At 70.9% G+C, this 25,005-nt stretch carries 20 protein-coding genes and 1 riboswitch; of the genes, 9 read left to right on the forward strand and 11 right to left on the reverse strand.

The window, feature by feature from the left end:
- Nucleotides 1-2 precede the first annotated feature (2 nt).
- Nucleotides 3-1,100 carry an acyl-CoA dehydrogenase gene (locus KY469_05455; GenBank protein ID MBW3662530.1) on the reverse strand — a complete coding sequence of 366 codons (1,098 nt, stop codon included), beginning with the start codon at nt 1,098-1,100 and terminating at the stop codon, nt 3-5.
- A gap of 81 nt (nt 1,101-1,181) precedes the next feature.
- On the opposite strand from KY469_05455, the gene KY469_05460 reads away from it, so the two are divergent.
- Together KY469_05460 and KY469_05465 are read left to right on the forward strand one after the other, a co-directional pair.
- The gene (locus tag KY469_05460) at nt 1,182-2,396 is read left to right on the forward strand and encodes an acyl-CoA dehydrogenase family protein (GenBank protein MBW3662531.1); all 1,215 of its coding nucleotides are present in this window, start codon (nt 1,182-1,184) and stop codon (nt 2,394-2,396) included.
- Nucleotides 2,397-2,501: 105 nt separating this feature from the next.
- Nucleotides 2,502-4,634, forward strand: a complete 2,133-nt coding sequence (locus tag KY469_05465) for a hypothetical protein (GenBank protein ID MBW3662532.1) — start codon at nt 2,502-2,504, stop codon at nt 4,632-4,634.
- Nucleotides 4,635-4,643: 9 nt separating this feature from the next.
- On the opposite strand, the gene KY469_05470 is transcribed toward KY469_05465, so the two are convergent.
- Nucleotides 4,644-6,038, reverse strand: coding sequence for an acetyl-CoA synthetase (locus KY469_05470; protein ID MBW3662533.1), 1,395 nt, complete (start codon nt 6,036-6,038; stop codon nt 4,644-4,646).
- Between the two features lie 270 nt (nt 6,039-6,308).
- Between KY469_05470 and KY469_05475 the strand changes: the two genes are divergently transcribed.
- Nucleotides 6,309-6,575, forward strand: a complete 267-nt coding sequence (locus KY469_05475; GenBank protein MBW3662534.1) for a hypothetical protein — start codon at nt 6,309-6,311, stop codon at nt 6,573-6,575.
- 350 nt (nt 6,576-6,925) lie between these two features.
- Nucleotides 6,926-7,606 carry a DUF222 domain-containing protein gene (locus tag KY469_05480; GenBank protein ID MBW3662535.1) on the forward strand — a complete coding sequence of 227 codons (681 nt, stop codon included), beginning with the start codon at nt 6,926-6,928 and terminating at the stop codon, nt 7,604-7,606.
- A gap of 317 nt (nt 7,607-7,923) precedes the next feature.
- Here KY469_05480 and KY469_05485 read toward each other — a convergent pair whose 3' ends face one another.
- The 4 genes from KY469_05485 to KY469_05500 all read right to left on the reverse strand — a co-directional run bounded on the left by KY469_05485 (nt 7,924) and on the right by KY469_05500 (nt 15,735).
- Nucleotides 7,924-10,506: a cell wall-binding repeat-containing protein gene (locus KY469_05485; GenBank protein MBW3662536.1), complete on the reverse strand. Its 2,583-nt coding sequence runs from the start codon at nt 10,504-10,506 to the stop codon at nt 7,924-7,926.
- A gap of 102 nt (nt 10,507-10,608) precedes the next feature.
- Nucleotides 10,609-10,684: riboswitch (cyclic di-GMP riboswitch) on the reverse strand.
- Nucleotides 10,685-10,753: 69 nt separating this feature from the next.
- Complete coding sequence (locus KY469_05490) at nt 10,754-13,570, reverse strand: penicillin acylase family protein (protein ID MBW3662537.1); 2,817 nt, start codon at nt 13,568-13,570, stop codon at nt 10,754-10,756.
- A gap of 114 nt (nt 13,571-13,684) precedes the next feature.
- Entirely contained in the window at nt 13,685-14,491 is an 807-nt protein-coding gene (locus tag KY469_05495) for an enoyl-CoA hydratase/isomerase family protein (GenBank protein MBW3662538.1), read from the reverse strand.
- Between the two features lie 62 nt (nt 14,492-14,553).
- A complete protein-coding gene (locus KY469_05500; GenBank protein MBW3662539.1) occupies nt 14,554-15,735 on the reverse strand; it encodes a thiolase family protein in 1,182 nt (393 codons plus the stop codon).
- Nucleotides 15,736-15,812: 77 nt separating this feature from the next.
- Between KY469_05500 and KY469_05505 the strand changes: the two genes are divergently transcribed.
- Both KY469_05505 and KY469_05510 read left to right on the forward strand, forming a co-directional pair.
- Nucleotides 15,813-16,631: an SDR family NAD(P)-dependent oxidoreductase gene (locus KY469_05505; protein MBW3662540.1), complete on the forward strand. Its 819-nt coding sequence runs from the start codon at nt 15,813-15,815 to the stop codon at nt 16,629-16,631.
- Nucleotides 16,632-16,794: 163 nt separating this feature from the next.
- Nucleotides 16,795-17,100, forward strand: coding sequence for a hypothetical protein (locus tag KY469_05510; protein MBW3662541.1), 306 nt, complete (start codon nt 16,795-16,797; stop codon nt 17,098-17,100).
- Between the two features lie 99 nt (nt 17,101-17,199).
- On the opposite strand, the gene KY469_05515 is transcribed toward KY469_05510, so the two are convergent.
- Entirely contained in the window at nt 17,200-17,973 is a 774-nt protein-coding gene (locus KY469_05515) for a glucose 1-dehydrogenase (GenBank protein MBW3662542.1), read from the reverse strand.
- A gap of 135 nt (nt 17,974-18,108) precedes the next feature.
- Nucleotides 18,109-18,897: an SDR family oxidoreductase gene (locus tag KY469_05520; protein ID MBW3662543.1), complete on the reverse strand. Its 789-nt coding sequence runs from the start codon at nt 18,895-18,897 to the stop codon at nt 18,109-18,111.
- 53 nt (nt 18,898-18,950) lie between these two features.
- On the opposite strand from KY469_05520, the gene KY469_05525 reads away from it, so the two are divergent.
- On the forward strand, nt 18,951-19,835 hold the full coding sequence (locus KY469_05525) for an LLM class flavin-dependent oxidoreductase (protein ID MBW3662544.1): 885 nt from the start codon (nt 18,951-18,953) through the stop codon (nt 19,833-19,835).
- A gap of 29 nt (nt 19,836-19,864) precedes the next feature.
- On the opposite strand, the gene KY469_05530 is transcribed toward KY469_05525, so the two are convergent.
- The 3 genes from KY469_05530 to KY469_05540 all read right to left on the reverse strand — a co-directional run bounded on the left by KY469_05530 (nt 19,865) and on the right by KY469_05540 (nt 22,744).
- Entirely contained in the window at nt 19,865-20,635 is a 771-nt protein-coding gene (locus tag KY469_05530; protein ID MBW3662545.1) for an Fpg/Nei family DNA glycosylase, read from the reverse strand.
- A 206-nt stretch (nt 20,636-20,841) separates the two neighbouring features.
- Nucleotides 20,842-21,519, reverse strand: a complete 678-nt coding sequence (locus KY469_05535; GenBank protein MBW3662546.1) for a hypothetical protein — start codon at nt 21,517-21,519, stop codon at nt 20,842-20,844.
- A gap of 19 nt (nt 21,520-21,538) precedes the next feature.
- On the reverse strand, nt 21,539-22,744 hold the full coding sequence (locus tag KY469_05540) for an acyl-CoA dehydrogenase family protein (protein ID MBW3662547.1): 1,206 nt from the start codon (nt 22,742-22,744) through the stop codon (nt 21,539-21,541).
- Nucleotides 22,745-22,873: 129 nt separating this feature from the next.
- Between KY469_05540 and KY469_05545 the strand changes: the two genes are divergently transcribed.
- Both KY469_05545 and KY469_05550 read left to right on the forward strand, forming a co-directional pair.
- Nucleotides 22,874-23,890, forward strand: coding sequence for an MBL fold metallo-hydrolase (locus KY469_05545; protein MBW3662548.1), 1,017 nt, complete (start codon nt 22,874-22,876; stop codon nt 23,888-23,890).
- 76 nt (nt 23,891-23,966) lie between these two features.
- Complete coding sequence (locus KY469_05550; GenBank protein ID MBW3662549.1) at nt 23,967-25,001, forward strand: acyl-CoA/acyl-ACP dehydrogenase; 1,035 nt, start codon at nt 23,967-23,969, stop codon at nt 24,999-25,001.
- Nucleotides 25,002-25,005: the final 4 nt, after the last annotated feature.

A 25,005-nucleotide genomic window follows, 5' to 3' on the forward strand; every position in this document is an offset into this window, starting at 1 on the left:
GCCTACGCGACGGGTCCCAGGAGGAGATCGGCGACCCGCTGACGCTGCCAGCCCTGCTGCCCGAGGAGCAGATCGTTGACCTTGGCCCGTCGGTAGTGCCAGTGCGGCTCGGCCTCCCACGTGAAGCCGACGGCGCCGTGGATCTGGATCGACTCCCCGGTCACGTGGATCGCTGCCTCCGCGACCCACGACTTGGCCATGGCCGCGGCGACCTCGCGCTCCGGTCGGTCCTCGTCGGAGGTCCACGCCGCGTAGTGCGCCCCGACGCGTGCGAGCTCGACCGCTTCCAGCATCTCAGCGGCCTTGTGACGGATGGCCTGGAACGCCCCGATCGGTCGACCGAACTGCTCACGCACGTGGCTGTACTCCACCGCCAGCTCCAGCGCGCGCTCCGCCGACCCCACCGTCTCCGCCGCCAGCGCGACGGCGGCGTCGTCCGCGACACGGCGGAGGATCGCGGTCTGGTTGCCGTTCGGCCCCAGCCGCCGCGCAGGCGTCGCGGTCAGCTCGAACCGGGCGAGCTTGCGTAGGGGGTCCATCGACGGGACCGCGGTCGCCGGGGGTCGCTCGACCAGGAAGCCGGCGAGTCCGGTGTCGTCACGCGCGACGACGATCGCCCAGTCGGCGGTGTGCCCATCGGGGACCGTCGGCTTGATCCCATCGAGGATCCAAGCGTCCCCGTCCCTGGTCGCCGTCACGGCGACGGCGGTCAGCGGGTCGCGCGCCCCGACCTCGTCCAGTGCCAGCGTGCCCCTGGTCGAGCCGTCAGCCAACCCAGGCAGCAGGTCGTCGGCACCGAGCGCGCGTGCCGCGAGGGTGGCGAGCACGGCGGACGACAGGTACGGGCCCGGCATCGGCACGCGTCCCATCTCCTCGAGCACGACGACCAGGTCGACCAGCCCCAGACCGAGCCCGCCGTGCTCCTCGGCCACGAGCAGGCCGGTCCAGCCGGAGCCGGCGATCACTGACCACAGCGCGTCGGTGAAGCCGCGCTCGTCGTCGCCGAGGGCGATGAGCCGTTCGCGGTCGATCTCGGCGGCGAGGGTCTTCTTGACCGCCGCGCGGAGGGCTTGTTGCTCCTCGTCGAACGCGAAGTCCACCGCCGCCCTCCCGCTGGCAAGACTGACGTCCGTGTCAGGTACGGTGCAGCCTACTGGACCGGCGGATCTGGAGGCAGTCGCGTGGACTTCGCGCTCACGCCCGAGGACGAGGCGTTCCGCGACGAGCTGCGTGGGTGGCTCGATGACAACCTCCCGGACTTCCAGGACGGCACCGAGATCGTCGACACGTGGCTGCCGCGCTCGTTCGCGCGGCGGCGCGCGTGGCAGAAGCGGCTCCACGAGGGCCGCTGGGCGGCGATCAACTGGCCCATCGAGTGGGGCGGCCGCGAGGCCACCATCATGCAGAACTTCATCTACTCCGAGGAGATGGCCCGCGCCCGGGCGCCGGGGATCATCAACGCGGTCGGCATCTGGCACGTCGGACCGATGATCCTGGAGCACGGCACCGAGGAGCAGGCGCAGCGCTGGTGCCCGGGCATCCTGACCGCGGACGAGATCTGGTGCCAGGGCTTCAGCGAGCCGGAGGCCGGCAGCGACCTCGCGAACCTGCGTGCCACTGCGATCCGCGACGGCGACCACTACGTCGTGAACGGCGAGAAGATCTGGATCACGACGGCGCACATGGCCCACTGGGGGATGTTCCTGCTGCGCACCGATCCGACCGCGATCGAGCGGGGCGCCAAGCACGAGGGCATCACCGCGTTCGTGCTCGACATGAGGACCGAGGGCATCGAGGTCGAGCCGATCCGCGACATCGCCGACGAGCACGCCTTCAACCACGTCCGCTTCACCGACGCCCGCATCCCGATCGAGTCCCGGCTCGGCGACGAAGGCGAAGGCTGGCTCGTCGCGATGGGAACGCTGAGCCACGAGCGCGTCGGGACAGCGGGATTGTCGATCTCGATGAAGTCCGAGCTCGACGAGATGGTCGCGACCGCCCGGGAACTCAACCCCGGGGCGCTGGAGGATCCGCTGCTCCGCGACCGCCTCGCGCGGGCGTACACCCGGGTCGAGCTCACCCGTCTGCTGACGGCCCGGGCGCTGTCGAAGATCCTGAAGGGCCAGCCGAACTGGCCCGAGGTGCCGCTCGCGAAGCTGCAGTGGAGCTACCTCAGCCAGACCCTCGCCGAACTCGGTGTCGACCTGCTGGGTCCCGCAGGCGTGCTGTGGAAGGGCGGACCCGACGCGATCGAGAAGGGTCGGTGGTCACGCAGCTACGTCTACCAGCGCTACACGAGCATCGGGGCGGGCACCACCGAGGTCCAGAAGAACATCATCGCGGAGCGCGCACTGAAGATGCCCTCGAAACGTTCGAAGCGGACCTCCTCGGGCTGAGCGCGGGGCGCACGTGCCGGCGGGGCGCGCAAGGTGGCGTCCACGATCGCGGCGAACAACTCCTCATCCTCCCGGCGCGGGGTCGGGACGTCACGGGGAACCGCCATGCGCCATGCGCGCAGCACCTCCATCTCTGCCGTGCTGGTCACCGTCGCGCTGGCGGCCTCCACGCTCGGCTTCGCCACTGCTCCTCGCTCATCCGCCGAGGGGGATGGCGGCGCGCCGTCCGTCACGGCACCGCGGCGATCGGCCACTCCGGCCGTCGCGACGCTCGCCGGCGCCGACGGCGTCGAGCGCGACCGCGGTGGTCGCGCCAGCGCGCGAGCCGTCCTGGGACAAGTCGACGATCTGCGTGCCGTGAGCGCACCGGGCGAAGCAGCGCGGACCCACGTCGACGCCCTCATGGGGCGTCCTCCGACGGCCACGCCGGAGGAGAACGACGTGGCCGACTCCGACTCCGACTTCACCCCGGTACCCGCGTCGTGGAGGTTCGCGCGACCGGTGCCCGACCTCGACGGCGACGGGATCGACGATGTGCTCGATCAGAGCTTCGACGCCGACTCCGGCGAGTACGCGATCGTCGCCCGGCGGGGGACCGACGGTGCGGAGCTGTGGTCGCTCCTCGCGACCGACAGCGCCGACGTGCTCAGCGAGGTGGTGCCCGACCTCACCGGCGACGGCGCGTCGGACCTGTTGATCTGGGACATCACGTTCGGCGACTACGGCTGCGAGGACGAGAACTGCGATACCTGGTACGCGGATTTCACCTGGAGTGTCCGCGTCCGTGACGGTCGCACAGGTGCAGCGGCGTGGACCACGACCTACCCCGGTAGCTACCGCGACGCCTTCGTGTACGAGGAGGGGGAGTCGACGTGGGGCAACACCTACGACTACCGCTCGGAGTTCGAGGCCGACAACTACTGGGTCGTCCCGCTGGTCGCCGACGACCACGACGGCGACGGTGTCCGCGACCTCATCGTCAACCAGATCGACTTCATCGGAGCAGAGGATCGCCAGTACGCCACCTACGAGGAGCCGCTGCCCATCCGTGAGGAGGGCACGAGCCGCTCGATCGACGTGCACGCCACCGTCTCGCTCGTCGGGGGTTCCGATGGTGAGAGCTTCTGGGAGCGGACCGCCGAGGGCGCGGATGGGGACGCGGTCGCCGTCCCGTTCGGCGACGCGGTCGGTAGCGGGACCGATGAGTTGCTGTGGCTGCGCTTCGGTCACCCCACCGGCGACGCATCGTGCCGCTACCTCGACGTGCTCGTCGTGAACGAGCAGCTCGACTGCACCGACACCCTGGTGGAGGAGTGGACCACGACCGCCGAGCTCCTCGATGGCGACGCCCGCGCCACGGCGTGGTCGTACACCGTCACCGACGGCCCCGAGCAGTTCACCTGGATCCTCCCTGCTGAGGCTGACCTCGACGGCGACGGCAGTGATGACCTGTTCGAGATCGTGGACAGCTTCGACTTCGACAGCTGGGAGTCGAGCACGACCATCACCCCGAGATCAGGCGCCGATGCGTCCGCGCTCTGGTCGGCCGTGACCGAGTGGGGTTTCCCGATCGCGGTCGGCTCCCTGGACGGCGGTGCTGGCCAGGACGTTCTGATCGCCGACTCCAGCTTCGTGGAGACCGAGGAGGACTGGTTCACGCGCACCTCGCTCCATCGCCTGGATGGTGCGACCGGGACCGAGCTGCTCACCACGACGCACGACTCCGACGACCTCGACGGGAGCGGGGGAACGTTCACCGGTCTGTTCCTGGGCCAGGACCTGGATGGGGACGGCGGCGAGGATCTGTGGTTGTCCTCCTACACCATCAACTTCGACACCGGCGCCGAGACCTCGAGGGATCTCGTGGAATCGCTGGCGACGGGTGAACAGGTGTACCTGCTGGAGAGCGCAGGCGACCGCTGGGTCTGGGACCTCACCGACCTCGATGCCGACGGTGACGCCGAGGTGGTGCAGGTCGACCTGGTCTCGACCCGGGTGCGCCTCTGGGACGAGTGGACCAGGGTGCCGGTCGCGCTGGACGTTAGTGCGCACCAGCACGACTCCGGCGCGGCCCTCTGGGCGCTGCCACGACTCGACTACTGGGACGACAGCCTCGCGACCGGCAGCGATGTCGACGGTGTCCCCGGTAGCGACCTCATCGAGGCGCGCGCAGCGAGTGATCCAGCGGGCGTCACCCTGCGCCACGGCGCGACGGCGGACGTGCTCTGGACGCGCTGAGTCCGGTCGTCAGGCGCGGGCGATGTTGACGTCGTCCTGCGGCGCCAGGTCGAGCTTGCGGCCGACGTGCTCCTCGGTCTCGAGCGCCGCGAGCAGGTCGGGATCGGTGGCGGTCGCGTAGCAGCGCTCGCCGGTCGACAGCTCGGCGACGATGACGGCACGTTCCGGGCCGCGATCGCGGCTGTGCTGCACCGTGTAGCTCACCACTTCCGCTGTACCTGTGTAGCGGTCGACGATCTCGCGCTGCGGCTCGGCCTCGAGACGAGCCTCGAGGGCTGCGGCATCGGGTGGCGACAGTGGTCCGGGCTCGGTGCTGTAGGCCGCGTAGACGTGCTTGGTCAGGTGCATGCCGACCCCGGACACGACCCCCAGGGCGCCGGGATCCGCGCGGAGTCGATCCGCCATGGTCGCAACCGAGTGCAGCAGGTAGTTGCTCGCCGGCCCGCCCGCGAACGGCAGACCACCGGTGACCGTCAGGTCCCGGTCGCCGAGCGGGTCGATGCCGAGTTCGTCGCACGCGATCGTGACGGAACTCGAGAAGCAGCTGTACAGATCGAGGTGCGCCACATCGTCGATGCCGGCCCCGACCTGGTCCAGGGTGGCGGCAGCGACCGCCCGGATCGCCGGTGACCGCGATAGGTCCTCGCGGGCGGCCGGGTACCAGGGATCGTTGCCGTAGGCCCACCCACGGAGGTAGACCCGGCGGTCCGGGGGGACACCGAGCGCGTCGGCCTTGGCGTGGCTCGTCAGCACCAGCGCCCCGGCCATGTCCACGTCCATGACCGCGATCGTGTACTTGGTGTACGGGTAACTCACCATCCGGTTGTCCGCCGTCGGTTCCACGAGCTCGGCGGCGGAGCGTTCGAACGGGAACCAAGCGTGCTCGTTCGCCGCCGCGACCGAGGTCATCGGGGCGAACAGCTCACCGATGGAGCGGCGGTGGTCGTCGGGCGTGGTGCCGAGACGAGCGCGCCGCGCGATGTCGTTGAGCGCGAACGTCGTGTACGCCTGCCACACCCCGTGGCTCATCTCGGACGCGTGGGGCATCGCCTCGAACGGCATCTGCTGCTTCTCGGGATGGCGGTGGGACCACGCGGGGCGCTCTGCGGCCTTCTTCAGCACCCGTTTCGTGTTAAGCGCCTCGCCGCCGACGATCACCGCAAGATCGAGCTCGCCTCGCAGGATCGCCTCAGCCGTGTCGTTGACGAGCACCTGGGGGGTGGTGCCGCCGATCCCGGAGTAGAAGCGATGCCGCGGCGCGATGCCGAGCGACGCGGCGAGCCGGGCGACGGGGTCGTCGTAGGGCCACGACATGCAGTAGACGACCTGGAGCGAGTCGACCGCTCCGAGCGCGCCGCCGGTGCCGACGTCGTCCACGGCCTCGCGTACGACCGTGGCCCACATCTCCAGCGGCTCGGGTGCCGGCGGCTCACGCCACGTGCGTTGCGCCACCCCGATGATCAGCGGGGCGTGTGGATCGACCGCCAAGGCGTTCCCTCCTACCTGACGCGTACGTCAGGGTAGTCACGGTCCCGTCCAGGACTCCCGAGGGCTGGCAGGGCGTTGCCCGTGCGTTGCCCGTGCGTTCCCCCAACTTCTCGACCCACCTGCTTGACAAGCGAATAGCTGTTCGGTACATTAGTTCATAACGCGGCTGGGGAGACTGCGACCGGGATGGCAACCACCGACACGATGCGGGCCTACGGGCCCGACTCCGACACCGCCACACCGGTGCCCGACTTCGCCCGTGCCCTCGCCGACATCGATGCGCTGGCCGCGACCGACCCGCTGCTGGTCCACCCCGACGAGCTCCCCGCGGGGCTGAAGCAGCTCCAGGCTCTGTCCAACAAGCTGGGCACCGTGCGGGCACGCTGGATCGCCGCGAGCGAGACCCGCAACTCCAACGGGGCGGAGCGCCACAGCAAGTGGCTGAGCGGCTAGCTGGGGGTCGACGGTGACGTCGCCGCCAAGGACGCCGCCGTCGCCCACACCGTCAAGGACCACGAACCGGTCGCCGAGGCGGCCGGGGCGGGCGAGATCAGCCCCGACCACGTCCGCGTCATCGGCCGCGCCGCCGGACAGGTCGAAGAGGAGCACGAGGCCGCGCTGGTGGACGAGCTCGTCGGCTACGCCAAGGACCACACCCCCGAGCAGACCGCCCACGCTCATCGTCCCAACCTTCGCAGTGGCGACGGGCTTTTCAGACTTCCACCGGATCCGGTGGTTTCGGTCCTGAAACCACCGGACTCCGGTGGAAGTCGCAAAGCACGTCCGCGACCACCAACACCAGCATGCGCGAAGGGCTGTTCACGCCCGAGGTCGCCAACAAGCTGCAGTCCGCCCTCGAGCCCCTCACCGGCCCCGACGGTGACGACGTGCCCGAGGACCAGCGCCGCAGCTACCCCCAACGCCTCCACGACGCCCTCGGCGAACTCGCCGACATCGCCATGGGCACCCCCGGCTTCCCCCACTCGCGCGGGCTACCCACCCAGGCCATGATCATCGTCGACCTGCCGTGGCTGATCACCGAGCACGGCCTCGACCTCGACGAGTACGGGCTGCGGATGCGGTCCGGCCCCGAACCGGCGATCACCTTCCAGGGCCAGCCCATCCCCGCAGAGACCGCGCGGCGGATGCTGTGCGACGCCGACATCTCCCGGGTGATCACCAACGGGCCCTGCCAGGCCATCGACGTGGGCCGCTCCACCAACGCCTGGCCCGCCCCCATGCGCCGCGCCATCTACGCCCGCGACCGCGGACGCTGCCGCCGCTGCGGCCGAGCGGCCCAGACCGCCCACCACATCCGCCACTGGCTCGACCTCGGCCCCACCTGCGTCGACAACGGCATCTCGCTGTGCCTGAGCTGCCACCTCGCCGTCCACGAAGGCCACTGGCGCATCACCCTCCACCCCGACAACTCCGCCACCTTCACCGCACCCCAAGGAGACGTCCTCGAACGACCACCCCCCTGACCCGCCCGCCCCCGCCACCGGCGAGGGCCGACCAAGCACACCCGCACACGACACAGCAACAGCCAGACCTTGACCGCGACGGCTGAAGCCAGGGCCGTCCCGATCCATGACAACTGCACAGCGAACGACCGACGCCGACGGGGCGCGTGTCCCGACGACGAACCAACACGCCGCCGGCATCCGCCCCGCCGACGTCGGTCACCCGCGACCGTGACGACGCTGGCGAGCGGCGGAACGCCGCCCTCGCGTGTGCCAGATGACGGCTAGCCCGGACTTCCGCGTACCAGATGCGACCGAGCCGACCTATCGCGTGACCCTCAGAGATCGGCTCCGGCTCCGTAGACGGTGGGCACGAACGGGACCGCCCCCGCCGGGAGCGACCCGCCGCCGAGCTCGGTCAGGAAGGAGCCGTCGGCGTCCTGGCCGTACGACCTCCACTGCGCGGTGGTCTTCGCGGAGTCGTCGCCCCAGAAGAAGCGGCGCTGGGTGAGGCTGTCGAGGCGGTAGGTGTTGGCCTCGAACCGGTTGCCGCGGTCGGTGTACGCCGCGGTCGTCTCGCCCTGGTCGATGTTCAGCCCGGTGCGGCCCTCGGTGACCTGGATGTCGTTGTGGTGCACGTGGAGGTTGGAGACGACGGGACTGCGGTTGCCGGCCGAGCGCGCCACGATTCCCGAGGGGTTGCCGTACACGAGGTTGTGGAACACCTCCACGTCCGGCGAGCTGCTGACGTAGATGCCCGCGGCGTTGATGACCGGAGACTTGCCAACACCGTTGTAACGCACGACGTTGTCGTAGATGACCGCACCGTGGCTGATCTCGTAGAAGATGCCCTTCTCGGTGTTGTGTTCGACGAGGTTCGAGCGGATCACGGCGTCGTGGTTGTAGACGTCGAACCACGGACCGGGGCCGTCGTTGTGGTGCACCCAGTTCTGCTCGAAGAGGATCCCGGCGGCGTGCTCCGCGAACTTGGTGGCGCCGCCCTCCCAGCTCCACTTGAAGTCGAGGACCGCGTTGTGAGCGATCTCGTTGTGCCGGACCGTTACGGGGAGGCTCTGGCCCTCACGTGGTCCCCAGCGGAAGGTGCCGACGCCCTTGACACCGAGCTGACCGTTGTGGTGCAGGCGCGAGTACTCCAACACGGACCCCGGACCGGTAGAGACGCCCGCCCCGTGGTTCCACCGTGCGGTCACACGCCGGATGGTCCAGTTGGCGCTGTTGATGGCGTTGATCGCCCCGTGCGAGGAGCGGTTCGCGTACTTCTCGACGGTAACGTTGTCGATGGTCACACCGTCGACGTTGGGCCCATCGAACGCGTACTCGACGGCGCTCGCTTCGATGCGGCCGAGAGTCGTCGGATCGGTCCCGACCCAGATACGGTCGGCCGCATCGTCGAGGAACCAGCGCCCCGGCGCGAGCTCGGCCACACTCCCGACGCGCTGCCACCGGGCGTCGTCCACGAACAGCTCGTTGCCGTACGCGTGCCAGGGGTTGCCACCGCTGTCGATGGTGCCGTTGGACGAGCTGGTCTGGGTCTGTCCCTCGACGTACCAGGCGCCGCTGGCGGCCCGCCACGTGATCGCTCCCGCCGACAGGTCGCGTGCGCCGGACAGGACCGTGCCGGGCTGGCCGACGAACGTGTCGCCTGACTTCGGCGTCGCGGTGGCGAGCCGGTGGATGCCGGCGGTCAGCAGGTAGGTGGTGCCGGCGGGGTGGGCGTCGACCACGGTCTGCAGGTCCGTGCCGGGCTCGACGACGACGTCGGCGTCGTAGGTGGGCAGTCCCGTCGGGGCGATGCGATCAGCCATGACCCATCCGTCACCGGTCGGCTCCGGCTCTGGGTCGGGAGTCGGCTCCGGGGTCGGGATCGGCGTCGGTGACGCCGTCTGCTCCGACGCCGTTGGCAGCGCCTGCGCCACCTCGGTGGCGACCCCGTCGTTGACGGCGGCAGGTCCGCCGACCACGAGGACCCCGCTGGGACCATCGAACTCCGCGATACCGGCGAGCTGGACCGGATCGGCGCTCTGTGGCGGCACCAGCAGCAGCGTGCCGTCCAGTGCCGCCGCGAGCGGGCCCGCGGCGAGGCCATCGGGGAAGTCGGCGCCCGTGGCGAGCACGAGCGGTCCCGATCCCACGGACAGCGCCGCGACCCGGAGCGAGGTCTCGTACCGGGTGGCGCCAGCGACCCGATCCACCGCGTAGCCGCGCCTGATCAGCGCATCCGCGACTGGAGCCGGCACGGCTGCTTCACCACCGATCAGCAGCACACGAGCCGGGCGTAGGAGATCGAGCGCCTCCCAGGTCGCCTTCGGGACGTCGGTGTTCACGACGAGGACGGGCCACGGCTCGCCCGACGCGGCGCGTCGTGCCGCGAGACCGGAGACACCAAGCGCGTCGGGCCAGCCGCCCACGACCAACGCGGTGCCGCCCGGCGCGACGTCCAGGTGGCGGGCGACGACGGCGGCGGTCTCGTAGCGGTCCTTGCCCGCGAGGCGGACCACGGCGTCCACGCCCGCCTCGCTCAGGCCATCGGCGACGGCACCGGAGAGGGCGACCTCGCCGCCGAGCACGTAAGCGGTGCGAGCGCCGAGGCGGGCGACCTCCGCGGCGACGTCATGAGCCAGAGCCGTCGAGGGCGTGATCAGCAGCGGGGCGGAGAGTCGGCCGGCGAGTGCGGCCCCGGAGAGCGCATCGGCGGGGTCGTCCGCGCGCGCGATCACCACCGCGTCCGACGTTCCCCAACCGTGGCGGCTGACCGCCACCGCGGTGGCGACCCGGCTGTCCCCGGCGATGCGGCTGAACTCGGCCGCTCGAGCAGCGGGTACGGCGACCACGCCGACCAGCAGTCCCGCCACCACGACGGCAGCGACGGACCGGAGAGTGCTCCAACGCAACGCGACCACGAACCGCTCCCTCGACACCCATGAGGGGGGTGGTCGCGGAACGGCGTGTGGTCACGCCCTCCGTTCACAGCCCGCACGCGAGGCGCGGGACTGGCCTGGTCCTTCGGTAGCCCGGCTGTCCGTTCTGGATCCGTAGCTTTGCACTACCCGCCTTCCGACGGGCTCGCCTTTGTCGGCACCACGCCCCTGTTGCTCTTGCTCTATCGTTGTCGTCAGGCCCGGAACGCTGCTTGAGTCGGCCGTTCGGTCACCGCACGACCCCCCGCCGCCGCCGGGCGAGCCCCGCCAGCAGCAGCAGCGCCCCGAGCGCGGCGATGCCGCCGCCGGTCGTCGGCAGTGGTGCGACAGGGGCTGGGGGCGAAGCAGGTGCCGGGGGTCGTGGCTCCTCGACCGACCCGACACCGAACGCCAGCACCTGCTGGAAGGTGGGGCGGTTCTGCCAGTCCATCGGCGGGGGCACGTCGGAATCGAGCGCGCTGAACGAGATGTCCTGGCTGGACTCGTCGAAATCCCACTCCGAAGGGTCGGTGCCGTGGTCCGCCTCGATGCCGGCCAGCACCTCGTCGAGACTGTCCAGCAGCGCCTGCCGGCACGCGTCAGCATCGCCGCCACCGCAGTAGGTGCGCGACGCCGGGGCGGTGAGGGACTCGCCGAGGAGCTGGCGAAGGTCGCGGTGGATCTGGCCGTGCCAACCGCCGAAGTAGGCGCTGCCACCGGGGCGTGCCCGTTCGGTCAGCGCCAGCGGCACCTCGTCCATCGCCGCCCCCAGGGTCGGGCGGAAGATGGCCTCGGTGAGGGCCGGGAACCACGCGTCGTAGAGCACCAGCGGGGCCTGCACGTCGACCTCGCCGTCGTCATCGAGGTCCCGACGGTGGGCCCCGCCGTCGACCCAGTCGTCGATCAGATCGAGCGCTGCCTCGAGCCGGGCATCGCCGGCGTCGCCGATCACCTGGCGCACGAGACGGTGGACCTCGAGGGCGTAGAGGTCCTGCGTTCCCGCGATCGCCATCGCCCGGGTGAGCTCGACCAGGCTGACCTTGCCGTCATCCGCGGCGCCTCGCAGCACACCGTCCGTGAGCATCGTCACCCGTTGGGTGGGCCCGAAGGCGTACACGTTGTCGGCGGCACGGAAGTCCGGAGCCTGCTTGCCGTTCCAGTTCGTGATGAACCCACTCGCCGGGTTCGTGGCGTTGGGGATCTCGGACTTCTCCAGGAGCCGCACCGGATCCCACGCCGGGTCGCCGCTGATGGGCAGATCCGGATCGACGCCATCTCGCAGCACCGGGTAGTGGCCGGTGAGCTGGTAAGCGATGTCGTCGTCGTGCACCAGGAACCAGTTGAAGCTGTAGCTGAAGAAGTCGACGAACGCGTCCTTGGCGTCCTGGATCGACTCGATGCGGTCGGGGTCGTGCAGCTTGGTGTAGGTCAACGTGGCGTCGACCTCCTTCATGTAGCTCTCGCGGCTGAGCACGAACACGTACGGGACACCGCCGTCGGCCAGGGCGCGGGTCTGCACGATGCCCGCGTGGGTCCGCTCGGTGGTCGCCGAGACGACGACGTCCGTGGGGTCCTCGGGGATGCCCGCCGCCGTCGGCTTCGCGACCCACGTGTCGGTCCGGGTGTGCAACGCCTTGCACTCCCCGTCGTGGAGGTAACCGTCGCTGTCGAGCGTCGCCTCGCCGCCGCCGGTGTCGCACAGCGGGAACGCGCGGATGTCACGGTGGTCGCCGTTGGCGGTGGTCGCGCTCCAGGCGTAGTTCTGGCCCCGTCCGAGGAGCACGTACAGCCCCACACCGGGGAACGCCGCCCCGCGCGCGTGCACGCCCGGGGCGTGGATGTCCAACTCCAGCAGAACCTCGGGCGAGAAGTACCCGACCTGCGGGCCCATCACCGCCAGCGCCTGGCCGGTGTCCGACAGCTGCGAGCCGACGAGCAGGGCGTTGCTGGCCGGGCGACCGGGCCCGAGAGCCAGGGGCCCGAACGGTGTGTCGATGGTCTCGAGCGCCGCGTACGCCGCGTTCACCTCGGCGGCGACGGCCTGCGGGTCGTCAGGCAGCACGACCGCGTCGGGGTCGGGCTCGCCGAGGTCGTCGTTGAACGGGAACGGCGCGTCGACGGTGTGGGGCGCCTCCGGGTCGTCGGCCATGCGGAGGTCGGCCAGGATCTCGCGCGCCTGGGATCGCTCGAAGCCCTCGTCCTCGAGCGCCCCGACGACGGCGGCGTTCTGCAGCTGCGCGCCGCCGCCGGGACTGAACACGGCGCCGATGTTCACGGCCACGGCGACGGTGTCCGCGACGGTCCACGGCTCGGGGACCTGTTGGAGGAGGTGGTAGACGGCGGGGAGCTTCGACTGGTCGAGAGTGACCTCGCCGATGTACTGGTTCACGCCCGCGACGTACGCCTCGACGTCGGCGCGAGCGATCGGGCCGAGTTCGGGGTCGAGCGTCTCGACGCGATCGGCCATCGCGGTCAGCTCCTCCTCGGTGTAGTCGGCGAGCTTGCGCATCGCGAGGTCGTCCTCGATGGTGTCCGGGTCGGGCCCGGTCAGCTCCGACAGCTTGCCGCGACCGAGGTGGCGCAGCGCGTCCATCGCGAACAGCCGGTCCTGGGCGTTCACGTAGCCCGCGGCGTACATCGCGTCGTCGCGCGTGAGCCCGTAGATGTGGGGCACGTCGTAGGAGAGGTCGCGGATGATCACCGCGGCACCGTCCCGCAGCGTCGTCACCTCGCCGACGTCACCGGCGGGGACCCCGAACGAGGCGTCCTTGAACAGCGCGTCGAGGTCGTCGGCCGTGAGGTCCGGCGCGGCCCGGATCAGGTCCTCGTACAGCGCGATCTGATCGGTGTTGTGCGGGGGGAAGTCACCGCCTGCCTGGACCTGGAGGAACTCCGCGTCGGTGAGGTGGTGGCCCTGGCCAGGCGGGAGGATGTTGCGAGCGGAAGCCGCCTCATCACCCTCACGGTACGCCTGGACCGGTGAGTCCTGGCTGATCGCGGCGGCGGGGAGGCTCGCAGCGAGCAGAGCGACGCCGACGAGCGTGAGCAAGGTCCGGGAAGGAGACATGGGCGATCCTGCGGCTGGGGGTCCACGGGATGGACTACGACGTCGGTAGGGCGACTTCCTGCCCAGTGGGTGCAGGTCGACCACCGGCTACCGGGCCGAGATGCACGCGCTCGGTTACCGGGCCTGCCAGTTGGGGGGGCGCTTCTCCGCGAAGGCGCGGGGGCCTTCCTTGGCGTCCTCGCTGGTGAACACCCGGTAGCTGAGCTTCATCTCGATGCCGTACGCCTCCGCCATGTCCACCGCCAGACCCCGGAGGACCGACTCCTTGGTCGCCTGGACGGCGATCGGCGCGTTCTTGGCGATGCGCCGGGCCCAGTCGAACGCCCGGTCGAGCAGGTCGTCCGGGGCGCACACCTCGTTGACCAGCCCCATCTCGTACGCGCGGAGCGCCGGGATGGGGTCGGCGGTCAGAAGCACCTCCATCGCGTGCGGGTAGCTGATCTGGCGCGGGAGCCGGACGGTCGTCCCACCGCCGGCGAACAGGCCCTGCCGCGGCTCGAACACGCCCATGCTCGCGTTCTCGGCAGCGACGCGGATGTCGATGCCCCCGAGCATCTCCATCCCGCCCGCGACGCAGAAGCCGTTGATGGCGGCGATGATCGGCTTGTACATCTCGACGTCGCGGAGCACGGCGAAGGTGGAGTCGGTCAGCGGGAAGCCGTCGATCTCGGTCACCATCCCCTGCGCGATCTCGCGCTGCGCAGCAGTCACCTTGGGGATGAAGTTCTTGAGGTCGGCGCCGGTGCAGAACGTGTCACCCACGCCCGTGATGATCGCGACCCAGGCCTGCTCGTCGTCACGGAACCGTCGCCACGACTGGGCGAGGTGGTGGAAGTGCTCGGCGTCGAGCGAGTTGCGGTGGTCCGCACGGTCGATCGTGATGAGGACGATGTGGCCGTCGTCGTGCGTCTCGTAGCGGATCGCCACGGGGGCTCCTCGGCGTCGGGTACGGGTGGTCGGGATGTTCGGACAGCGCCGATCGGTCAGGCGACGCGTTCGATGACCGTCGCGTTGGCCTGGCCACCGCCCTCGCACATCGTCTGGAAGCCGTAGCGCCCTTCGGTGGCCTCGAGTTGGTTCAGCAGCGTCGTCATCAGGCGGACGCCGCTCGCTCCGAGCGGGTGTCCCAGAGCGATCGCCCCGCCCCGAGGGTTCAGACGCTCGGGATCCGGCTCGAACTCGCGCGCCCACATCAGCGCGATCGAGGCGAACGCCTCGTTGACCTCGATGGCGTCGAACTGGTCCACCGTCATGCCGGAGCGTTCGAGCAGCTTGCGTGTGGCGGGGTTCGGGGCGGTGAGCACCCACACGGCATCGTCCGCGGCGACGGTCAGGTGCCGGATGACGGCTCGGACCGGCAGGCCCAACGCTTCGGCGGTGGCGCGGTCGGCGACGAGCATCGCCGCCGCCCCGTCGCTGATCTGGCTGGAGTTGCCCGCCGTGATGTCGGGCGCGAGATCGGGATCCCAGTGGGTCGCCGGGCGCAGGTTGGCCAGCGTGTCCATCGTGGTGTCGCGGCGGATGCCCTCGTCAGCCGTGATGACCTCATCGGTGCGGTTCCCGTCGGGGTCCTTGCGGGGCGTAGGGACGATCTCGTTGGCGAACAGGCCCGCGGCGGTGGCCTCCGCCGCGCGGCGGTGCGACTCCATCGCCAGCGCGTCCATGTCCTCGCGCGACACGCCCCAGTCCTTGGCGATGTGTTGCGCGACCTCGAACTGGCTCTTGAGCTGTCCGTCGGTGGCAGCGAGGAAGTCCTGGCTGAAGGGCCCCACCCCGCCCCGCGCGTTGCTGCCCATCCCGATGCGGCTCATCGACTCGACCCCGCACGCGATGGCGAGGTCGTAGGTCCCGGCCATCACGCCCTGCGCCGCGAAGTGCAGCGCCTGCTGACTGGAGCCGCACTGGCGGTCGACGCTCGTGGCGGGGACCGACCACGGCAGACCGGCGGAGACCCAGGCGTTGCGGGTGACGTTGCAGCCCTGCTCGCCGACCTGGCTGACGCAGCCACCGATGACGTCGTCGATGCGCTCCGGATCAGCACCGGTGCGGTCGAGCAGTGCGTTGAGGGTGTGCGCGAGCAGATCGGCGGGGTGCCAGCCGGAGAGCACGCCGTCACGCTTGCCGATCGGGGTGCGCACGGCGTCAACGATGACGGCCTCACGGATCTGCACGGCTTCCTCCCGCGGCGAACCCTGACATGATAGTCAGGGTTCTCACGGGCTCCCGACGCCGGAGGTGGGCGGTGCACGTTGCAGGTGCGGTCGCGGTCGTGACCGGGGCGTCGTCGGGGATCGGGGAGGCGACCGCGCTGGCGCTCGCTCGTCGCGGCGCGCGGGTGGTCGGGGTCGCCCGTCGCGAGGAGCAGCTCCAACGTGTGGTGGACGCGTGTCGGACCCACGCCCCGGACTCGGTGGCGTCTCCTGGCGACGTCTCCGACCGCGCGACGTGCGAGCGCGTCATCGCGGACGCGACCGAACGGTTCGGCCGGGTCGACATCCTCGTCAACAACGCCGGCGTGTCGATGCGCCGCCACGTCGCGGAGCAGACCATCGACGAGGTCGAGCGCGTGATGCGCATCAACTACCTCGGCACGGTCTACCTGACCTTGTCGGTGCTGCCGCAGATGGTCGAGCGCGACGAGGGTTGCATCGTGAACGTGACCTCCGTCGCCGGGTACGTGCCCAACCCGCGCGAGTCCGCGTACGCCGCCTCGAAGGCCGCGATCAGCATGTTCACCCACACCGCGGCGGTGGACCTCGCGGACAGCGGTGTGCACGTCGGGGTCGTCAGCCCCGGACCGATCGCGACCGAGATCTGGGACAAGGACGAGGAGGAGGCCGCCTACGAAGGCAAGCTCTATGCCCCGTCCCTCGTCGCCGACGCCATCATCGACGTCATCGAGCACGAGACGGTCCACCTCACCGTCCCGCGCCACTACGGCCTCGTCGGCGCCCTCTACCCCCTCCTCCAACGGCCGATGCGACGGGGCTTGGTGCGCTTCCAGCAGAAGGCCGAGTCCGCACGCGGCTCGATGAAGCGCGACCGGCCTCCCAGCGTCTGACCGACGCCCCGGCCGGTCGGCCGGGGGCGCCCCTTGGCCCTCCGGCCACTGTCTTCGACCGGAGCGGGACGGTGCCACGCTCGTCGGTCCATCCCGGCCGGTCCCGTGAGCGCACGTCATGCCCGACGGTCCGACGGCAGGCTCACCAAGGAGGAGGATGAGCATGTCCGCGACCTACACGCACGAGGAACTCGGTTCGATGCTCGACTCGTACCGACCGGCCGGGACCGACGCCGAACGGCAGGAGTTCGCCCGGGACTTCGCGGCTGCGATCCGGCGCCACATCGAGGCCGAGGGCCGGGACGCGACGCCGGATGATGGTTCCGCGACCGGCGACGTAGAGGACCTCGAGCAACTGGCGATGCAGCTCGGAGAGGCCGACCCCTCGGACACGCGGTTCGACAACCTCGTCGAGAACCTGCGCTCGAGCCTCCGCGCGCACGCCGACGCGTTTCCCGATGGGAGCTGATCCCGTACGGGTGGGTGGTCAGCCCTCCGCACGGTTCCACCGCCAAGGGGAGCATGGGACCCCGCGACCGGGGATGCGTGCTCCCCTCACCGTTGCGGGTCACCCGTGGATGAACGCCCCGCCGTCCACCATGAAGGTCTGCCCGGTGAGGTAGCGACAGGCGTCGCTGCAGAGGAACGCCACGACGGGAGCGATGTCGTCGCGCGGATCGCCCTGACGGCCGATCGGGTGGTCTCGGAGGAACTCGCGGTAGGCGTCGGTCTCCTCGGCGGCGGCACGAGCCCCTCGCTCGCTGGCGGCGGCCGGGGCGACGGCGTTGACGACGATCCCGTCGCGACCCCACTCGCGAGCGGCCGTGCGGGTGAGGGCGCGCACACCCTCCTTCGCCACGTTGTAGGCGCCGTAGCCGGGCATGCCACGGATCCCCGCGGCCGAGACGAAGTTGACGATCCGCCCCCACCCCGCAGCGGCCATGTGCGGGTGGACCGCCTGCATGCACCACAGCGATCCCAGGGCCGCCGAGCGCACGTGGGTGTCGAGCTCCTCCGGCGTGGTCTCCAGCAACGAGCGGTTCGGCGTGAACGTGTGCGCGTTGTTCACCAGTGCGTCGATGCGGCCCCACTCCTCCACAGCACGCGCGACCATCGCCCCGATGCTGTCGCGGTCCATCACGTCCGTGACGACGCCGATGGCCTCACCGCCGGCGTCGTTCACCGCGGTGGCGGCCTCGTGGCAGCGCACCTCGCGCCACTCCGCGATGACGACCCTGGCGCCCCGCGACGCGACGTGCTCGGCGATGCCGCGGCCGATGCCGCGCCCCGCGCCGGTCACGATGACCACGCGACCGTCGAGATCAGGAGCGCCCGGCACCATCGCGGTCATGCCTCCCCCTTTGAGGGGGGAGGGGCCGGCGTTGCCGGCCTGGGGGGTGTGGTCTGATCGGTCATGCCTCCCCCTTTGAGGGGGGAGGGGCCGGCGTTGCCGGCCTGGGGGGTGTGGTCTGATCGGTCACGAGCGTCCCGACTGACGCAGCAGCATGCGTCGGTGCAGTCGCGGCGCGATCGCCTTCACGAGGGGAGCGGCGAGCGCCGCTCGGGCGAGGTTGATATCCACCGGTCCTCCCAGTCCGTCGAGCACGGCGTCGACGACCTGATCGGGTGTCCGCCGGACCAGCCTCGGCGGCATCGGCATCCCTGCCTCCACCGCCTCCAGTCCCATCGGCGTCGGCACCCAGCCGGGGTAGAGCACGTGGAGGTGGACACCGGTCCCGTGGTGCTCGAGGGCCACCGCCTCGGTGAAGGCCGACAGCGCCGCCTTGGATGCGGCGTAGCTCGAGGTCGCGACGGTCGGGGCGCGGGCCGAGTCCGACGAGACGTTCACGATGTGGCCTCGACGTCGCTGTCGCATGCCCGGCAGGACCGCGAGCGTCCCCGCGACGGCAGCGAGGTAGTTGACCTCCATGACCTCGCGGTAGTCGGCGACCGTGGCGTCGATGGCCTCCAGCCGTCGCTCGATCGCGGTCACGTTGAGCAGCAGGTCGATGCGCCCGTGATCCTCCTCGACGTCAGCGAGGAGGCCGGTCCACGCGGACCGATCGGAGACGTCGCAGACGGCGTGCCGACTCGCCCGGCTGTGCGAGCGCAACTCGTCGCTGACCTCGGCCAGCCGGTCCGCGCGGCGCGCCACGACCACGACCGTGGCGCCCCGCCGGGCGAGCGCCACGGCCAGGTGACGCCCGATGCCGGACGACCCACCGGAGAGGACGGCGATGCTGCCGTCGACGTCGACCCGCGCCACGCTCCCGCCTCCCCGCCTAGCGTCCAGGACCCTGGGCGAGCGTAGGGGCGACCGTGACCGCACCGCTGTTCGACCTGTACCTGCCGCAGGTCCACATGGACTTCGCGACGATCCTCGAACGGGTCCGGGTCGCGGAACAGGCGGGGTTCCACACCGTGTGGTTCATGGATCACCTCGCCGCGCCTCTGCTCCCCGACGCGGACGTGCTGGAGGCCTGGACCCTCGCCGCCGCGGTGGCGGCACGGACCGAACGGATCCGCATCGGCCACCTCGTCCTCGCGGACGCCATGCGTCATCCCGCCGTTCTGAGCAAGCAGATCGCGACCGTCGACCACATCAGCGGCGGCCGGGTGGAGCTCGGACTCGGCTGGGGCTCGGTGCCGGATGAGCTGCGGCGCTTCGGCATCACCGACGCCCCGGGCGAGCAACGAGCGGCGCGGCTGCGGGAGAGCCTCACCGTCGTGACACGCCTCCTCGCGGGCGAGACGGTGGATCACGAGGGCGAGCACCTCCGGCTCCGTGGGGCGCTCCAGCGCCCAACGCCCGTGCAGGCACGCGTTCCCATCACGGTCGGGGGCGCGGGCCCCACGCTCACCATGCCCCTGGTGCGTGACTTCGCGGACTGGTGGAACTGCCCCAGCTACGCCGCGGATCGGCTCGACGAACTCCGTCCCCTCGCCGGTGACGCTCGCATCTCGATCCAGCGTCCCATCGCGCTCGCACGCCGGGGTGACGACGTGGCCACGGTCGAAGCCACCGCGCGACGACGCTTCGAGGGGTGGGGAGGTCTCACGATCGGCTCACCGTGGACCGTCGCCGAAGGTCTGCGCGCCGACCTCGCCGCTGGCGTCGAGCGCTTCATCATCCAGTTCCACGACTTCGGACTAGCTCCCTCCGTGGAAGCGTTCGCCGCCGACGTCGTCCCGCTCCTGTCCTGACCCCGACGGAACCCGGACCGTCCCAGGGGTTAACGCCGCTGCTCCCGCGGGCACCAGTAGGTCGTGCGTCCCGCGACGGTTGCGCGCGCCAACGCGCCGTCGCCGTTGGGGCACGTCGGTTCGTCGCTGCCACGCTGGCTGTTGATCCACGTCGGACCCGACGGAACGTGGCCGGCACGCACCGACCGGCGGAGCACGTCGCGCATCGCGCGGTACAGCTCGTCGGTGTCGGCCTCGTCGAGATCCGCGTCGCTACGGGGGTGGAGTCCGGCACGGAAGAGGATGTCGTCGACCAGCTCGTTCCCGAGCCCCGCGATGAAGGTCTGGTCCATCAGGGCGGACTTCAGGCCACCGCGGCGACCCTCGAGCAGGCGACCGAGCTCGTCGCGGTCTACGTCGAGGGCGTCCGGTCCGAGCGGACCGGTTACGTCCGAGAGCGCCTCGGCTGACCGCAGGTAGTGCACCCGGCCGAGCCGCCGCTCCGTGCGGTACGCCAGCCACCCGCGACCGAACCCCAGCGCCACGGCCGCCTGACCATCGGGTTCGTCGTCGTGCCAGTCCAGCGCACCCGTCATGCGGAAGTGCACCGCCAGTCGGGGACCGTCCAGCTCGAGCACGAGCCACTTGCCGTGTCGACGAGCCGCGGTGATCGTGCGCCCCACCAACGACCGGCCTAGACCCTGGGGCGTGGTTCCCTCGAGGATCTCCCCGTCGGGGACCCGGACCGCCTCGACCTCGTGCCCGCAGGCGTGCCGTGCGGCGAGGCGACGATGGGCTTCGACGTCCGGTAGCTCGGGCACCAGCCCCTCCGGGATCGGGTCGCCGAGACGAGGATGCGCTGCTGGAGGGCGGCGGAGGTGGAACGCGCGCCGACGAACGGCCAGGGCGACATCCCGGCCGCGCCCGGTCGCGACCGCGGGACCTCGCGCCAGCGGGACCTCGTGCCCGGGTCGGCCTACTCGCACGGGAGGCTTCGGCCGCCCCCTCCGACGTCGCCGGTTCGGCGTCAGTCGCGAGGGGGGACCTGCCCGATGCGGCGGTAGGCGTCCTCCGGGATGGCCTCGAGGTCCTTGTAGACGTGGTGGACGCACGGCTCGCCAGGCGCGGTGGGCGGGTGCTCGACCGTGACGGGGTACCCGGTCGCTTCGATCGCCTGCATCTCGTTGTTGACCGAGCAGTGGGCGCAGTAGACGGGGAGCGCGTCGCGGTCGAAGGTGCGTGGGGCGCGCTCGGTGAGCGTCAGCAGCGCTCCGTCGCCCTCGTAGCGGCGCTCGTCGATCAGGCGACCGCCGGTGCCGCAGCGGAACGACAGGGTGATCTTCTCTGCGTCCTCGTTCACGTCCACGGTGCCGAAGTTGGCGACCATCATCGAGGCGATAGCGCGGGCGCGGGTGCGCGCCGGCAGGGCGTTCCAGTCGACCTCACCGAAGTTCCGCGGCCGGATGTAGTCGTCGCCGAACTCCCGCAGCGCCTCCTCGACCGCCGGCTCGCCGAGGCGGCGCCCCACGAACGACAGCAGCTGGGCGATCCACGAGATGGAGTAGTCCTGCAGCCGCCGCCACCGCTCGACGGCGGTGTCGAGGTGCGCCTCGGCCGCCTCGAGATCCCCGTCGTGGAGCGCCGTCCGGACCTTCTCCCACTCCGGCGTCGACATCTCCGCGACGCGTTCCTCATCGAGTTCCACGGATCACCTCCGGCCGGTCCTACCGTTCGCGGGGCAACCCGAGCACCCGTTCCGCGATGATGTTGCGCTGGATCTCCGACGTCCCGCCGGCGATCGTCTGCGCGAACGAGCGCAGGTACTGCAGTTCCCACGCGCCCCGCCCGTAGTTCACCCCGCCCTCGTCGTCCGACACGTCGAGCGCGTCGGCGCCGAGCGCGTCGACCCCGGCCTGGTACAGCCGCTGCTCCAGCTCGGAGCCGTAGAGCTTGAGGATGAGGTGCTCGGGGGCGAGTTCGCCCTTGGCCGCCTTCGCGAAGCCCTTGTACCCGAGGAGCCACAGCGCCTGGCTGTCGATGTGCAGCTGCGCGAGGGTGTCGGCCCAGCGCGGATCCTCGGAGAGCCGCGATCCATCGGGTCGGACTTGGTCGAGCTCATCCTGCAGGCGCGAGAGGTTGCGCTCGATGTTCGCGGCCTGCATGACCCACAGCATGGCCCGCTCGTGACCGAGCGAACCAACGGCCATGGCCCACCCTTGGTGCAGGCCCCCGAGCAGTCGGTCGGCCGGCACGTCGACGTCCTCGAAGAAGACCTCGTTGAAGTCGGCGTGGTCGGGATCGGTGAGCTCGGGCAGCGGTCGGCACGTGATCCCGGGCGTGTCCATGTCGATGATGAGCGTGCTGATGCCCTTGTGCTTGGGCGCCTCGGGATCGGTGCGCACGAACGCGAGACAGTGATCGGCGTGGTGTGCCCCGCTGGTCCAGACCTTCTGTCCGTTCACGACGAACGAGCCGTCGTCGCGCAGCACGGCGGTGGTCCGGAGTGAGGCGAGGTCACTGCCGGCATCGGGCTCCGACATCCCCACGCACCAGCTCACGTCGGCGCGCAGCGTCGGCAGCAGGAAGCGCTGCTTCATGTCCTCGTCACCGAAGTCGTACAGGGACGGGGCGATGATGCCAAGACCCTGCGGGTTGTACGACCGCGCGAGGTCGGTACGAGCGAACTCCTCGAAGTACACCATCTGCTGGGTGGGGGCCGCGTCGCGCCCGCCGAGCTCGGGCGGCCAGCCGGGGACGAGCCATCCGGCGTCGAACAGCGAACGCTGCCAGGCCCGCGCCCAGTCCGGGAGGTGGGCGCTCGACTGGCGCGGCGTCGCGGCCATCGCCTCGGGGTCGGGGCGGTGCTCGGCGATCCACGCGCGCAGCTGCGCGCGGAACGCCTCGGTGTCGGCGTCGTACCCCAGTCGCATGCTGGCTACCGTACCCCGACCGCCTCCGAGGTCTGACAGCGACTGCTCAAGTAGGCCGGAGGCCGGTAGCACGACCGACAGTGCTCAAGTAGGCCGGAGGCCGGTAGCACGACCGAGAGGTGAAGGCCGTTGCCGCAACTTCCTCCCGCCGAGAAGGTACGGCCCGGCATATGGAGTCTGCCGGTCCCGATCCCTGACAACCCCCTCGGCTACACGCTCGTGTACCTGTTCGACAGCGATCAGGGACCGGTCCTGGTCGACACCGGCTGGGACGACGACGCCAGCTTCGCCTACCTGACCAAGCGGATCGCCGAGGCCGGCTTCGATCTGGCCGACGTGTACGGGGTCCTCGTGACCCACCACCACCCGGACCACCATGGCCTATCGGGGCGCGTGCAGGCGGCGTCGGGGGCGTGGATCGCCATGCACGCCGACGACGCCGAGGTGGTCACACGGCGCCGTGAGAGCGGCGACGACTGGATCCTGATGACCGCGCACTACCTGCTGGACGCCGGGGCGGGCGAGGACGCGCTCGCGTCGCTGCCACCCGCGGACGAGATGATCGATCACCGACCGCCCGCACCGACGCTGCCCAACCGGCTCATCGCGGACGGGGAGCAGGTGGACGTGCCAGGCTGGGACGTGCGGGCCATCCACACCCCCGGCCACACCCCGGGTCACACGTGCTTCGTCGTGACTGCGGAGGACGTGGTGCTCACGGGCGACTGCGTGCTGCCACGCATCTCGCCGCACATCGGGCTGATGCACCCCGACCTCGACGACGCCGACCACCTCGGGGACTACCTCGTCTCGCTGCGCCGGCTCCGCGACGGCCACGCTTCCGCGGAAGGGTTCCCGGCCCACGAGCACCGCTTCCCCGATCTCGCCGGGAGGATCGACGAACTTCTGGCCCACCACGAGGACCGGCTCCACGAACTGCGCGCGATCCTGGGTGAGGGCGGGGCGCTCACCGGCTGGGACATCAGCGAGCGCATGACCTGGAGCCGCGATTGGTCGGAGATCCACTTCATGATGCGCCGCGCCGCGCTCGCCGAGGTCGTCGCGCACCTGCGCCACCTGGAGCGCATCGGCGAGGTCGAGGTGAACACCGCGTCGAGCCCGACGACCTACCGGATGACCGGCTGACCCGTCCGTGTACCGGTTCTGTCGGTCATGACCGAGCAGAGCGGTACACGGACAACGCGAGCAGGAGGTTGACGGCTTGGACCTGGAGCTGACCGAGGACCAGGTGGCTCTCCGCGACACCGTGCGCCGCTCGCTCGACGGCGACCTCCGCCCGGCCCGCGCGGTCCACGAAGGCGGCGCGCTCGACCGCGACCGGTGGCGTGGCCTGATCGAGCTCGGGACCACCTCGCTGCTGGTCGCCGAGGACCAGGGTGGTCTCGGCCTGGGGATGGTCGAGGCAGCTCTGGCGGCCGAGGAGCTCGGAGGGGTCGCCGACCCCACGCCCTGGATCGCGGCCGCCGTCCACGCGGTAAGCCTCGGCGAGGAGGAGGTCGCGGCCGCCGTCGGGGCGGGTGACACCATCGCAGTGGTCGTGGACGGCGGGGTCGAGCCGGACGCGACCCCGACCGGCGGGACGCTGTCCGGTTCCGTGCGCGGGGTCCTCGGAGCGATGGTCGCGGACGTCCTCATCGCCGTGGCGGAGCCGCACGCGTGGCTCGTCCCGGCGACCGAGCGCGGGGTGACGATCGCGCCCCGCCGCGGCTCCGACCCCACCCGCTACCTGGGGGACATCGACCTCGACGGCGCCGCGGCGCGGGCGCTCGCGCTCGAACCCGACGCGGCGGAGCGCGCGATCCTGAGGCGCGACGCCGCGCTGGTCGCCGACGGCCTCGGGGCAGGCGAGGCCGCCATGACGATGACGGTGGAGTACGCACGCGTCCGGGAACAGTTCGGCCAGCCGATCGGGGCGTTCCAGGCGGTGCAGCACCTCTGTGCCGACATGCTGGTCGACCTCGAGCTCACGCGCGCGGGTCTGCTCCGGGCGGCGTGGGCCGTCGATCAGGCGGACCCGGAGGTGGCACGTCACGACGTCGCGGTAGCCGTCGCCCAGGCTGCGGAGGCGCTACCACGGGTCACCGAGCGCGCCATCCAGGTGCACGGCGGGATCGGGGTGACGTGGGAGCACGACCTGCACCTGCTGCACGCGCGCGTGCTGTCGATGCAGCAGCTGCTCGGGGGCGCGCGGGCCGCCGTCGACCGGCTCGCGGCTGTCGTGGTCCCCCGCCAGTAGCTTC

It is taken from the genome of Actinomycetota bacterium, from assembly GCA_019347575.1.
Classification (GTDB): Bacteria; Actinomycetota; Nitriliruptoria; order Nitriliruptorales; family Nitriliruptoraceae; genus JAHWKY01.